Source organism: Actinomyces lilanjuaniae (genome assembly GCF_003606385.1).
Classification (GTDB): Bacteria; Actinomycetota; Actinomycetes; order Actinomycetales; family Actinomycetaceae; genus Actinomyces; species Actinomyces lilanjuaniae.
Window position 1 is genome coordinate 480,405 of sequence record NZ_CP032514.1, and the last position, 12,911, is coordinate 493,315.

Consider the following 12,911-nt stretch of genomic DNA (forward strand, 5'->3'; position numbering starts at 1 on the left):
AGAGGTACCCAGGAGGTGCCAGGTGCTGTACGCAGTACGGTCCTGGACGGAGGAGACGCGAGACCAGTGGTCCCGCGCGCACCGTGGCGGTTACCTGTCGTCCTCATCCCAGTCGTCGTCATCGACGGCATACTTGGCGGCCAGCTTCTCGTAGTCGATGTCGTCGTCAGCCTCGGAGCCGGACGAGGCTGACACGAGCTCACGCTCGAGAGCCGCGTAGTCGGTCTCTGGACTGAAGTACTTGAGCTTGCGGGCAACCTTGGTTGCCTTGGCCTTCTGACGGCCGCGCCCCATAGGCTCGACCCCCTCCAACGTGTCACGGCGCGCTCGTGGGCGCGCTCTTCCTGGTCAAATATGTCGTGGGCCAACCGTACAACGTTGACGTATGGGAACACCATTCGTACACCGGGGGGAGAGCCGTGGTGACTCCCACCCTGAGGGCTGTTGCGGCCCGGTTGGTTCTGTAGCACTGTGTGCGGTCGGTACTGACGCAGACGCCGTCCTGCGACGGCTGCGCAGTCGCGCCCACCGTTCCCGCAGGACTCAGCGACGCGCCAGCCTGCTGGCCGTTAGCACGGCCGCTAGCAGGCTGGCGACGGCGGCTGCGCCGAGGGCAGCGGCCATCTCGGTGCTGACCCCGTAGGCCTCCGCGCGCTGGCGCAGGACGGCGATCCTGGCCTCTGCCCGGCCGCGCAGCTGCTGGCTGGTCTGACGGGCCTGGGTCCGCGGGTCAACCCGAGCCGCCAGTTCGTCGACGCTGGCTGCCAGCGCCTGGCGCTGGGCGCGTAGACGCTCCTCAATATGCTCGGGGACCCGCTCGCGCGTAGTGGCGGGACCGTCCTGTCCCGTGGTGCTGCTCATGAGCGGATCACCCGGGTCAGGGTGAGGATGCCCAGTCCGGCAACCGTGAGACCCGCGGCGGTCACAACGGCCAACGAGACCGGGTCCCCGTCGCGAGCGTCGTCAAGCAAGCGGGTCAGGCGCTGGGGCAGGGTGAGCGGCTCCGCAGCGCCTGGTGCGGCCTCGGTGAGCGGTGGCGTGCCGGGATCACCCCCGTAGGCGGAGGCCGAGCGGGGCGAGGAGGTGAGCCCCGCCTGCGAGGTAAGCTCCTCGGCCCGCTCGCGCAGGGCCTGGGCGCGGCTGCGCAGGCTGGCGGACGCCGTGTCCGCCGTCTCCTGAGCCATGCGTTTGAGGCTGGCAGGAGCGAGCCTGGCGGCGACCTCGTCCACGTCGGAGGCCAGGGCGCGACGGCGCGCCTCCAGCTCCGCCGCGATCTCCTCGACGGAACGGGAGGGAGCCGCAGGGGCGTGCTGAGCCTGGGGAGGCTGCGCCGTGGTGGGGGACGGACCGCCGGAGGGCGGGGGCGCCGAGGGCTGCGGGCCTGCCGGAAGGGAGGCGTTCGTGGTGCTCACTGGGAGTTCCCCCTCTCCAGGCCGGAGGCGACAGCGGTCCTGACTGTCTCGACGCTGCTCTTCAGGCCCTCCTGGGGGGCGGGGGTGTCTGCCCTGGCCGCCCGCAGCCTCCTCGCCCCCAGGAGGGTCAGGACCGCCACCACGATGAGCAGGAGCACGGCGACAATGAGGTAGCCGGCCCACAGGGGCAGGGCCTCGCCGATGCCGTGGGCCAGCGAGGCCAGCAGCATGCCCACCGCGTAGAGGGCCACGACGCCGGCGGCGGCCAGCAGCCCGACTCCTACGCCTATCTTCCTGGCCATGCGCTGACCCTTGGCCCTGGCGAGGTCGATCTCTCCGCGGATCAGCAGGGAGATGTTCTCGGAGATGCGGGCGACAAGCTCGCCGAGCGTGGGCTGGGAGCCCGAGGAGCCCGAGGGGGGCGGCGGAGGAGCAGGAGGCTGGTACTGGGACATGGGTTGATGACCTTCTCAGTGTGCTCTGTGTGGCGTGCGGCGCGCGGCGTGAGCGACGCGGCGTACCGCTGGTGCGGACCTGGACCCGCACGACAAGAATCTCACATCTTCACACTAGGGGTGAAAGCGGATGTCGGACGGGGTGGTGCACGCATGTGCAGCCCTAGTGCCTGGGCGCGGTTGCTGGCTGCCGCCGGGAGGGGGAGGGCGGCCCGGGAGGGGCGCTCAGGAGCGCTCAGGGGTCCTGATGGCTGCGACCTCCTGGCGCAGCGCCCTCACCTCGTCAAGGAGCGTGATGATGAGGGGGTCCGTCTGCGCTGACGTCCTGCTGCCTGTCGCTGTCCCGCTCCCGAGGGCGGGCTCAGCCTCTGCCGGCTCGGGCTCGACGCTGCTGCTGACCTGGGACATCGTGTCCACGATGACGGCGACGAACAGGTTGAGCATGGTGAAGGCGGAGATGAGGATAAAGGGGACGAAGAAGGCCCACGCCCAGGGTGAGTGCTCCATGACCGGGCGGACGATCCCCATGGACCAGCTCTCCAGGGTCATGACCTGGAAGAGCGTATAGAGGGACCGGCCCAGGGAGCCGAACCAGTCGGGGAAGGCCTCACCGAACATGGTGGTGGCCATGACGGCGGCGATGTAGAAGATCATGACCATGAGGACGGCGATGGCGCTGATACCCGGCAGGGACAGGAGGAGCGCCTCCACGACACGCCTCAGGCTGGGCAGGAACCGGATGACGCGCAGCAGCCGCAGGACTCTCAGAGTCCGCAGGACTGACAGCGGCCCGGCACCGGGGACCAGGGCGACGGCCACCACCAGGAAGTCAAAGACGTGCCACCCGCTGCGTAGGAAGCGGCGCGGTCCCACCGCCACCAGCGTGAGCACGATCTCCACGACAAAGACAGTCAGGGAGATGTGGTCCACCACCCGCAGGACCTGGTGCGCCGCCGACCCGTGCCTGACAGCCGTCTCAATGCCGATCGTCACGGAGTTGACCACGATGACCGCCATGACCAGGTTCTGGAACCGGGGGGCACTCACCTGCCTCTCAAGGCGCTGGTGCCAGGAGGGGCGGCGCAGCGTCTCCTCTGGTGGGGACGACGGGCCTGCCGCGGTCCTGCCCTCTGGGGCGGGGATGCCCTGGACCGGGGCGGCAGCGTCTCCGAGCGCCTCGGGGCCTGCTGGCATCGGTCCTGCAGCGGTCCTGGTCTGAGCCACGTATCACTCCTGAGGCGCTTGTCCGGGGCAGCCCGATGGAGCGTGCCTGTCGTGCTGCTCAGCCCGGTCCTGGGTCGGCGCGTAGACCGCACGACCTGCGTCGGCCAGTACTGCCAGCACTGGTCACCGTGCCCGGACGGTCCTGAGCAGGAGACGATCCTAGAGGACAAGCCGGTGCCTGGCAGCCTGGGGGTGGGGGCTGGGCGGGAGGTGCTGCCCTGGTGCGTCCCAGCACCTCGCACGGCGGAGCCCGGGTCTCAGCGTGCGGGGCCTCAGCGCACCGCCTGCCCCCGGATGACCGGGGCGAGACCGCCCAGGGGGCCACCGGTGCGCAGCGTCTCCAGCTCCACGGCGGAGAACCCCGCCCGGTAGATGGTGGCCGCCGTGTCACGGCACGGGTCGCACCCGTGGCCCAGCAGCCGGGTGAGGGGCCGGACGAGCCTCTGTGCACGGTGGGCGGCCGTGCCGGGCGCGGAGGCGACGTGCTCGAAGAACACGAGCCTGCCGTGGTGGCGCAGCACCCGCAGGATCTCGGTCAGCGCACGTGGTGGGTCGGTGACCGAGCACAGGACGGTGGAGCAGATGACGGCGTCGACGCTGCCGTCCTCCAGAGGGATCTGCTCGGCGGTGGCGCTCAGCAGCCGGGAGCGGGAACGGGCGCGGACAGCGGCCGCCAGACGCCGCCCGGGGCTGGGCTCAAGGGCCAGCCAGTGCGCCCGCGGGTCAAGCGCTGCGCCACAGATCCCGGACCCGGCGCCCACGTCGAGCACGGTTCCCCGCAGGGTGGGGAGCACCTGGTACCTCCAGCGCCGCTGCTCGGCGGGGGCGGACAGGGACGTGGCCAGGGCGCGGGAGGGACGCATCTGCTCAGGATAGCATCGACAGGTTGTGACGTGGGTGCAGTGGTCTGCGCAGGGCCTGCCTGGGAGGCTGGGAGGAGGGACGTGCCCGGCCCTCACTCCTGGCTCCAGGCCTCCCACAGGCTGGCGTACTCCCCGCCCAGGGCCACCAGCTCCTCGTGAGTGCCCAGCTCGACCACGCGCCCGTCCATGACCACAGCCACCCGGTCGGCGTCCTGGGCGGTGTAGAGGCGGTGGGCGACCTCCACCACCGTGCGCCCGGCCAGGGCGGTAGACAGGGTCCGCTCCAGGGCGCGGGCCGCGTGGGGGTCCAGCAGGGAGGTGGCCTCGTCCAGGACCAGCGTGTGCGGGTCCAGCAGCACCAACCGGGCTAGCGCCAGCTCCTGGGCCTGCGCGGGGCTCAGCGCGAGGTGGCCTGAGCCCACCATCGTGTCCATTCCCTGGGGCAGGTTGTCCACCCAGCCGCTGGCCCCGATAGCCTCGATAGCCCCCCGGATCGTCGCGTCCTCAGCCTGCGGGCTGCCCAGGCGCACGTTGTCGGCGACCGAGCCCACGAACACGTGGTGCTCCTGGGTGATCAGCGCGACGTTGCGCCGTAGCTCCTCCTCGCTCAGGTCGGTCAGGGGCACCCCTCCCACCGTTACCTCGCCGGAGGTAGGCGGGTTGATGCCCGCCAGCATCCGCCCCAGCGTGGACTTGCCCGAGCCGGAGGGGCCGACCACCGCCAGGCGCTCGCCCGGGACCAGGTCCAGGCTGATGCCGTGGAGCACCTCCGTGCCCTCCCGGTAGGAGAAGCGCACGTCGTGCAGGCGTATGCGCCTGTCGGCGGGCTGCTCGCCGGTAGGGGAGCGGTCCTCGGGCACCTCCTCCACACCGAGGATACGTGACAGGGATGCCTGGGCGATCTGGACCTGGTCGATCCAGAACATGAGCTGGCCCACCGGCCTGCGCAGCTCCATGGCGTAGAGGCTGACCGTGGTGATCGCCCCCAGTGAGGCGTAGCCACGGGCGGCCAGGAACCCGCCCCACAGGAGGATAACCACCACCGGCGCCCGCCAGGCCACGTCGAGCACCATGAACAGGCGCACCCTCAGGGCTGCGGTGTAGCGGTCCAGGGACCAGGCCTCCGTGACCGCGGTGAGGATGGTGACCTCCCGGCGTGCCCCCATGCCCAGGGCGTCCACCGTCTCGGCGTGGTCCACCGTCTCGGAGACCGCCCCGTTGAGCCGTGCGTAGGCCGCCGAGGACGCACGGTAGGCGGGCACGGACACCGGCAGGTACCAGCTCATCATCGCCCACACCGGGGGGACGATGACCAGCAGCCCCAGGGCCAGCAGCGGGTCGGAGACGGCTGCGGCCACCAGGGTGAAGGTGATCGTCACCGTGCACACCATGATCTGGGGGATGCCCACGCGCACCAGGAACTCGATGCGGGAGACGTCGTTGGTGGTGCGCCCCACCAGGTCCCCGGTGCCTGCAGTCTCCACCGCGCTCAGGGGCAGGCGCACCACCCGGCCCATCATGCGCTCGCGCAGGTCGGCGAAGACCGACTCCCCCAGGGTGCGGGCGTACATCTGGGCGTAGCGGTTGACCACGGCGCCCACGAGCGTGACGACGGCGATGGCCAGGACCACCCGGTCCACGTAGCCGACGGTGGCGGTCCCGGCAGACACGCGCGAGACCAGGCGCCCCAGCAGCTGGGGCGCCACCAGAGGGGCCAGGATCCCCAGAATCTGCAGGATCAGTGCGACCACGAAGCGCCAGCGGTAGGAGGCCATGATGCCAAAGGTCTTGCGCATCGCCACCCGACCGGGCGCCACAGGCAGCGCCATCAGCGGCTCACCTCCTCGCCGGTGGCCCGGGCCACGATACGTCGGTAGTCCTGGGCAGCGGGCTCCCCGGCCCGGGAGCGGGCCAGCAGGTCGCGGTGGGTGGAGCGCAGGCGCTGCGTGCCGTCGTCGGCCAGGAGGACCACCTCGTCGCAGGCCTCCAGGACCAGGGGGGAGGCAGTGACCACGACTGTGGTGCGGCCCCGGCGGGCCGCGGCCACGCGTCGGGCCACGCGGGACTCCGTGTGGGAGTCCAGGGCAGAGGTCGGCTCGATGAGCACCAGGGTGGGCGCCTCGGTGAGCAGGGCGCGGGCCAAGGCCACCCGCTGGCGCTGGCCGCCGGACAGCGAGCGTCCTTTCTCGGTAATCATCCCGGCCAGGCCCTCCTCCAGGGAGGTAAGCACGTCAGCGGCGTCGGCGACCTCGATAGCCGCTTCCAGGCGCTCGTCGCCTAGGACGTGGCGGGGCTGGGGGCGTACCTGCTGGTCGACGTCGGCCACGCCCTCCCGGCGTGCCTCGGCCTGGACCAGGGTGCGCACGTCCACGGGTTGGGGCACGGGGCCCTCGCGCACGTCCAGGGCCTCGCGCAGGGTGCCGGTGAACAGCTGGGCGGTGGCGCCGGAGACGACGACGCTGGCGCGCACCCCCTCCAGAGGCATGTCCGTCAGGGGCCGCCCGTCCAGGGTCACGGCTGGTCCGGCGTCGGTGAAGCGGCCCAGGCGGGTGGCCAGCCCGGCGGAGACGTCCGGGTCGGGGGCCACCAGGGCGGTCATCCGCCCCTGGGCCAGGCGCACCCCGCTGGCGGTGTCCACCAGGTCCCCGCTGACCTGCTCGCCGTGGGAGGGGTCGAGGTCCAGCCGCTCGGGAACGGTCCCGGCGGCCGGGGTGACGTGCAGCAGGCGGGCCAGGCGGCGTGCCCCCACCACCGCCCGGGTGAAGTTCTGCACGGCCATGGAGAAGACTGCCAGCGGCCACGCCAGGTAGGCGGTGTAGCCGTAGAAAGTCACCAGCTCCCCGGCGGTGATGGTGCCCGAGACTGCCATGCGCGCGGCCACCCACACGACCATGGCCACGAACAGGCCGGGCAGGAGGACCTGGAGGCTCATGAGGAGCGACTGGGGGCGGGCCACGTCCACACCCCGGCGGCGCAGCTCCTGGGAGGCGTCCCGGTAGCGCTGGGCAAAGACCTCCTCCCCACCGATGCCGCGCAGGATACGCAGGCCCGCCACGGTGTCTGTGGTCACCGTGGTGACCTCGGCCTGGGCCTCGCGCTGGACGGCCTGGCGGCGCTGGAGAGGCCTGATGACCAGGGTGACGACCCAGGCCACCAGGGGCATGCCGACGATGACAATGGTCCCCAGGAGCACTGATGTCCTCAGCATGAGCACGGCGACCACGGCAAAGCTGAGCCCCGCGCCAACCAGCTGGGGCACGGAGTTGACGAACTGCCCCAGGTACTGGGCGTCGGAGGCGACGATGGAGGCGACCTCGCCGGTAGAGGCCTGGCGGGGCAGGGAGCTGCCTGTGATGGAGACCTGGCGGCCTACTAGTCTGTCCACGTCAAAGGTGGTGCGCATGGAGGCGATGACACCAAAGTAGGACATGCCGGTGTCCCCGACGGCGTAGACGACGAACAGTACCAGGAGCAGCAGGCCGATGCCCCAGACCCGGGCGTTGAGGCCGTCCTCAATACCGGAGTCCAGGGCCGCCCCCAGGAAGGCGGGCACGATGGCCTGGATGACGTTGGAGACCGTGGCCGCCAGGGCGCCGACAGCAATGGGGACGGCTGCCCGGCGCAGGAGCCACCGCATGAGAGCAGCGGCTCCGGTGGCGGGCGGCTGAGGCAGGGGGGTGTCAGGTGCAGGGAGGACGGAGGTCAAAGAGGGCATGAGATTAGCAGGCTACCCCAGCAGGGCGTGCTGCGGTGGTGACGGCCTCGTGATATCCGACGCGTTGCCCGGTAGGTGCTACAGGTGGTCGAGGAGGGCCGGAGAGCCTTTCTCTACAGGACGAGTGAAGCCCAGGGACAGGCCCCGGGGCGGGTGACGAGGGGGCGGGCTGAGTGCGCGGCCTAGCCGCTGGCTCAGCCCGCCCCCTCGCGTGAGGGCCGCCGTGGTTGGCGTGGCAGCCGTCAGGGTCCCGTGGTTCTTCCCCCTGCTCGTCCTCCTACTCGGTGGCGATGGCGTCGAGGACCGGCAGGCGGGAGGCCCTCATCGCGGGCCATACGGCGGCGACAACGCCGACCACCACGGACAGGACCAGCATCCCCACCATCTGTCCCCAGGGGATGGTCAGGGTGGTCAGCCCGTCGTCCTCCAGGACGGCTCGCAGGGCCGCAGCCAGCAGCAGCCCGGCAGCACCGCCCACGACGGTGCCGTACAGGGAGGTGAGGACCGACTCCACCATGACCTCCCCGCCCAGCTGGGCGCGGCCCAGGCCGACGGCGCGCATGAGGCCGATCTCCCGGGTGCGCTCCGCCACCGAGAGCACCAGGGTGTTGACGATGCCCAGGACGGCGATGACGATCGACAGTCCCAGCAGGCCGTAGAGGATGGCGAGGATCTGGTTGACCTGCTGGCCGACCATGTCAGAGAGCTCGTCGGCGTCCAGCACCGCGTACTGGTAGGTGGGAGCCAGGATGTCCTCGGCCTCGCGGCGCACCTGGTCCGCGTCTGCCCCCTCCTCCAGGGTGAGGAAGGTACCGGAGGGGGAGGCCAGGACCTGATCGGGGTCGGTGGGCAGCGCCCCCGTCCAGGAACCTAGCTCTACGGCCAGCTCGGGAGGTGCGCTGAAGCTGCCGGAGAGACCCTGCGGGTCGATGACCGCCGCCACGGTGGCCTCCACCGCCCCCAGGGGGCCGGTCAGGGTCACCGTGTCCCCCACGTGCAGCTCGGTGCTCCTGTAGGCGGCCACGTGGGTGGAGTCCAGGTCGGCCATGTCCCCCTCGGTGACCTCCAGGTCATAGGCCTCCAGGAAGGCGAGGGAGTCGGAGACGTTGAGCCCGGCCATCGGCTCCTGGAAGCTGTCCTCCGCAGTGGCTGACACCGAGGCGTAGACAAAGGGCGCCGTACCCGCCACCCCGTCGATCTCGCCCAGGTCGGTGGCGATACCGGAGGGGATCTGGGCGGAGACGGTCGTGGCTGAGGCGGGCTGGATGAGGAAGTCGGCCTTCATCGAGTCGTTGACCGCGTCTGACACCGAGGAGTTCGTGGAGGCGGCTATCGTGGCCCCCGCGCACACCAGGGCCATCCCCACCATGAGGGCGCCGGAGGTGTTGGCGGTGCGCCGGGGGTTGTGGATGATGTTGCGTACCGCCAGGCGCCCGGAGGGGCGCAGCGCCCGGAAGGGCAGCCCCAGGAGGGAGACGACGGGCCGTGCCAGCACCGGGGAGACCGTCAGGAGCCCCAGGATGACCCCGCCAGCCCCCAGACCCAGCACCAGGGTGCGCTGCTCCAGGCCCTCGTTGACCCAGGCAGCGGTCACAGCCGCCGTGCCAGCCGCCAGGAGGAGGCCGCCGATGACGGTGCGCAGCACCAGGGACTTCTCCCGTGCCCCGGACACGTCGCGCATCGCCTCCACGGGGTGGGTCAGGGCGGCGTCACGGGCGGGTAGCAGGGCACCCACCACGGTGACCAGCAGCCCCACCACGACGGAGGTGACGACAACCCCGCCCGACATGGAGATCCCGTCGGTCAGCGGCATCCCTGCGGCCTCCAGCAGGGCCACGATGCCCTGGAGCAGCCCGGTGCCCGCGGCCACGCCCAGGAGCGAGCCGGCCAGGCCGATAATGACAGCCTGGAGGAACACCGTGCCGAACACGGAGGCAGGCGAGGCTCCCACCGCCCGCAGGAGGGCGAACTCCTTCTGGCGCTGGCGCACGCTCATGGCGAAGGAGTTCATGATGATGAAGGAGCCCACGAACATCGCCAGCACCACGAAGACCAGCAGGAAGGTCTGGGCGAAGCCTAGGAGCGACTCGATGTACTCGTTCTGCTCGTCGATGCTCTCCTGGCGCGTCTGGACGCGCACGCCGTCGGGCAGGACCTCGGCGACGGCGTCCCTGACCTCGGTGACGGAGGCACCGTCCTCTATTGTGACGGCGATCTGGGAGACCCGGCCGTCCGGGGCGGCCAGGGGCAGGAGCCAGTCGTCGTCCATGCCCACCAGGGTGGCCCCGCCATGGAGGTGCCGTAGGTGAACTCACCGACGACCGTGACCTCCCGGGGCTCGCCCTGGACGACGACGTGGGTGGTATCCCGACAGCCAGGCTGGAGCGCTCCAGGGCAGCGGACTCCAGGACGATCTCCCCTCACCTGAGGGGGCCCGGCCCTGGACCCAGGTCAGTCCCGGCTCCTGGTCGAAGATCGGCAGCAGGAGGGTGGGAGCGCCGGAGGAGGTGACGGGGGTGTCGTCGGCGGCGACCAGGACGCCGATCAGGCTTGTGGCCGGGTTGGCGACGTCGACACCGTCGACCTCGCCAACCACCTGCGCCAGCGAGGAGTCGAGCGGCTGGGTCACGAAGGACGCGGTCCCCTCGGTGCCCTCCACCGGCTCGCCGGAGACGTAGAGGTCACGGGTCATGGTCGAGGAGGTCAGCGCGGAGAAGGTGTCGGACAGGACCCCGCGCAGGGCGAGGGTCCCTGACAGGAAGGCCACTCCCAGCACGACGGCCAGGGCGGTGAGGACAAACTGTCTGGCATGGGCGCGCACAGAGCGCCAGGCGACACGGACCATGTGATCAGGCCTCCGTGTCGGTTGAGTCGGCCGGGCCGGTTGACTCAGCTGGGCCGGTGGCGTCCTGCTGGCCGCCCTGGCCCTGGTCCTGCCGGTCGTCGCCCAGCTCGCGCAGGGCGTCCAGCACGTGGTCGCGGCTGGGGTCGGCCAGCTCGGCCACGACGTGGCCGTCACGCAGGAAGAGCACCGTGTCGGCCCAGGCGGCCGCGTCGGGCTCGTGGGTCACCATGACCACCGACTGGTCCAGCTCGTCCACGCTGGTGCGCAGGATGGCCAGCACCTGCTGGGTGGACTGGGAGTCCAGGTTGCCGGTGGGCTCATCGGCGAAGACCACAGCAGGCTTGCCCACCAGCGCCCGGGCGCAGGCCACGCGCTGGACCTGTCCGCCGGAGAGCTCGGCGGGGCGGTGGGACAGCCGGTCGGACAGGCCCACGGCCTCCACCACCTGGTCGAAGCGCTGCCTGTCTACCTTCTGACGGGCGATGTCCAGGGGGAGGGTGATGTTCTCGGCGGCGGTGAGGGTGGGCACCAGGTTGAAGGACTGGAAGATGAAGCCGATGCGCTCGCGACGCAGCCTGGTCAGGCGGCGCTGGCTCATGGCGGAGACCTCGTCGCCGTCGAGCATGATGGTGCCCGAGGTCACCGAGTCCAGGCCGGCCAGGCAGTGCATGAGGGTGGACTTGCCGGAGCCGGAGGGACCCATGACCGCAGTGAAGCGGGCACGGGGGATGTCCACGTCCACGGCGTCCAGGGCCGTGACTGCGCCCGTGCCACGGCCGTACACCTTGGTCAGGGCGCGGGCGGTCAGGACGGGGTCGTCCACGTGGCGGTGAGGGGCGAGAAGGGAAGAGGCCGGGGGTGAGTTCGGGACGCTGTGACTGCTCATGCCGGTGAGTTTTGCATGCTGCCCGGGGGCTTGTCTCCTACCAGGGCAGGGGGGGCGAGACGGCCGTCTCCTCCTTCGGAAGGAGGAGACGGCCGCAGGTGCTGACGGAGCCAGGGAGCCGGGTGGTGTCGTGTGCGGAGGCGTCTGAGCGGGAGCCTCCTACGCTCCTGGCAGCGAGTCCTTGAGGGCCAGCACCCGCAGGGCGGACTCCTCCACCCGAGCCGCCAGCGCAGGGTCGGACTGCGCGGCAGCCACCAGGGCCTGGGCCATGGGAGCGGCCACAGCGGCGTCGGCGGAGGCCAGCACCAGGTCGCATCCGGCTCGCACCGCCTGCACCGCCCGCTGCCCGGGTTCCCACTCCTGCAACTGCGCGGCGGCGGAGAGGTCGTCGGTAATGACCACCCCGGTAAAGCCCAGGTCTCCTCGCAGCATCTCGGTGACGACCACCGGGGAGAAGACGGCGGGCGCTGTGTCGTCCAGCAGGGTGTAGACGGCCGAGGACATCATGACGACCTCGGCGCCCGCGTCGATGAGCCCGGCGAACACGGACACGGCCTCGTCCTGGGTGCGGGTGGTGACGGTGTCGGTGACCCCGCTGGCGGTGTCGGTGTTGGCGGTGACCCGTCCCAGTCCGGGGAAGTGCTTGCAGGTGGGGACCACGCCCGCAGCCCGCATCCCCTCCGCGAAGGCGGCCGCCTGGGCGATGACCGTGCCCGCGTCACCGCCGTAGCCGCGCCCCCAGCGTCCGATAGGCTCGTTGGAGGCGGGGCTGGCGATATCGACCAGGTCGGCGACAGGGGCCAGGTTCATCGTCACCCCCGAGGCCGCCAGCTCCTGGCCCCAGGCCAAGGCCTGGGAGCGCAGGTCCTCAGCTGTCAGCCCCGCCTGGTCCCGGGCGGAGGGGATGGCGGAGAAACCCGGCCCGGACAGCACCTGCACCTCGCCGCCCTCCTGGTCGGTGGCCACCAGCATCGGTGTGCTGCCGGCGGTGCCTGTGCTGGCGGAGCCGGTGAGGGCGGCGACGGTCTCAGCGACGGCCTGGCTGCCGACCTGGGAGCGTCCGGCCAGGAAGATGCTGCCGACGTGATGAGTGGACACCGCGTCCGTGGCTGCGGGGGAGAGCTGGTCGGCGTCGGTGCCGACCATGACCAGCTGGCCGACCATCTCCTCCAGGCTCCAGCCGGCGAGGCGGTCTGGAGAGGCGGAGGGGGCCGGGCCTGTCGGGTCTGGGGACCCCGAGGACGCTGTGGAGGCACCCGGGGGCGCCGACGAGGAGGCTGCGGGGGCTGCGGCGGGGGTGGTGCCGCGGGAGCAGCCGACCAGGGCCGTGGCACCCAGGACGGCGGCCGTGACCGCACGGCGTCGGCTCGGGCGCAGGGGGCGGGTGCTGGTGGGAGAGAGCGGAGGGTGGGCGCTGGTGGGAGAGAGCGGAGGGTGGGCGCTGGTGGGAGAGAGCGGAGGGTGGCCGCTGGAGGCAGGGGGAGCACTCGCCGTGCTCCGGGCTGGTGTCG

The 12,911-nt window shown here is 71.4% G+C and carries 10 protein-coding genes and 1 pseudogene; all 11 read right to left on the reverse strand.

The genetic code is table 11. From position 1 onward, the window contains the following. Positions 1-90: 90 nt before the first annotated feature. Positions 91-294: a DUF3073 domain-containing protein gene (locus tag D5R93_RS02050; RefSeq protein ID WP_119836434.1), complete on the reverse strand. Its 204-nt coding sequence runs from the start codon at positions 292-294 to the stop codon at positions 91-93. 249 nt (positions 295-543) lie between these two features. After that, positions 544-861, reverse strand: coding sequence for a DUF3618 domain-containing protein (locus D5R93_RS02055; RefSeq protein WP_120203505.1), 318 nt, complete (start codon positions 859-861; stop codon positions 544-546). Next, entirely contained in the window at positions 858-1,412 is a 555-nt protein-coding gene (locus tag D5R93_RS02060) for a DUF3618 domain-containing protein (RefSeq protein ID WP_120203508.1), read from the reverse strand. The genes D5R93_RS02055 and D5R93_RS02060 overlap by 4 nt, the downstream gene beginning before the upstream one ends. After that, the gene (locus tag D5R93_RS02065) at positions 1,409-1,867 is read right to left on the reverse strand and encodes a phage holin family protein (RefSeq protein ID WP_120203510.1); all 459 of its coding nucleotides are present in this window, start codon (positions 1,865-1,867) and stop codon (positions 1,409-1,411) included. The genes D5R93_RS02060 and D5R93_RS02065 overlap by 4 nt, the downstream gene beginning before the upstream one ends. Positions 1,868-2,092: 225 nt before the next feature. Further along, positions 2,093-3,091, reverse strand: coding sequence for an ion transporter (locus D5R93_RS02070; protein WP_205570079.1), 999 nt, complete (start codon positions 3,089-3,091; stop codon positions 2,093-2,095). 272 nt (positions 3,092-3,363) lie between these two features. Continuing rightward, positions 3,364-3,954: a class I SAM-dependent methyltransferase gene (locus D5R93_RS02075; protein ID WP_120203513.1), complete on the reverse strand. Its 591-nt coding sequence runs from the start codon at positions 3,952-3,954 to the stop codon at positions 3,364-3,366. Between the two features lie 92 nt (positions 3,955-4,046). Further along, positions 4,047-5,783, reverse strand: a complete 1,737-nt coding sequence (locus D5R93_RS02080) for an ABC transporter ATP-binding protein (RefSeq protein ID WP_120203515.1) — start codon at positions 5,781-5,783, stop codon at positions 4,047-4,049. Further along, entirely contained in the window at positions 5,783-7,669 is a 1,887-nt protein-coding gene (locus tag D5R93_RS02085) for an ABC transporter ATP-binding protein (protein WP_119836332.1), read from the reverse strand. Before D5R93_RS02085 ends, D5R93_RS02080 begins: the two co-directional genes overlap by 1 nt. Positions 7,670-7,946: 277 nt before the next feature. Next, a pseudogene (locus D5R93_RS02090) lies at positions 7,947-10,514 on the reverse strand (ABC transporter permease). 4 nt (positions 10,515-10,518) lie between these two features. Further along, positions 10,519-11,400 carry an ABC transporter ATP-binding protein gene (locus tag D5R93_RS02095; protein WP_119836334.1) on the reverse strand — a complete coding sequence of 294 codons (882 nt, stop codon included), beginning with the start codon at positions 11,398-11,400 and terminating at the stop codon, positions 10,519-10,521. A 159-nt stretch (positions 11,401-11,559) separates the two neighbouring features. Beyond that, a complete protein-coding gene (locus D5R93_RS02100) occupies positions 11,560-12,564 on the reverse strand; it encodes a glycoside hydrolase family 3 N-terminal domain-containing protein (protein ID WP_120203518.1) in 1,005 nt (334 codons plus the stop codon). Between the last annotated feature and the right edge of the window lie 347 nt (positions 12,565-12,911).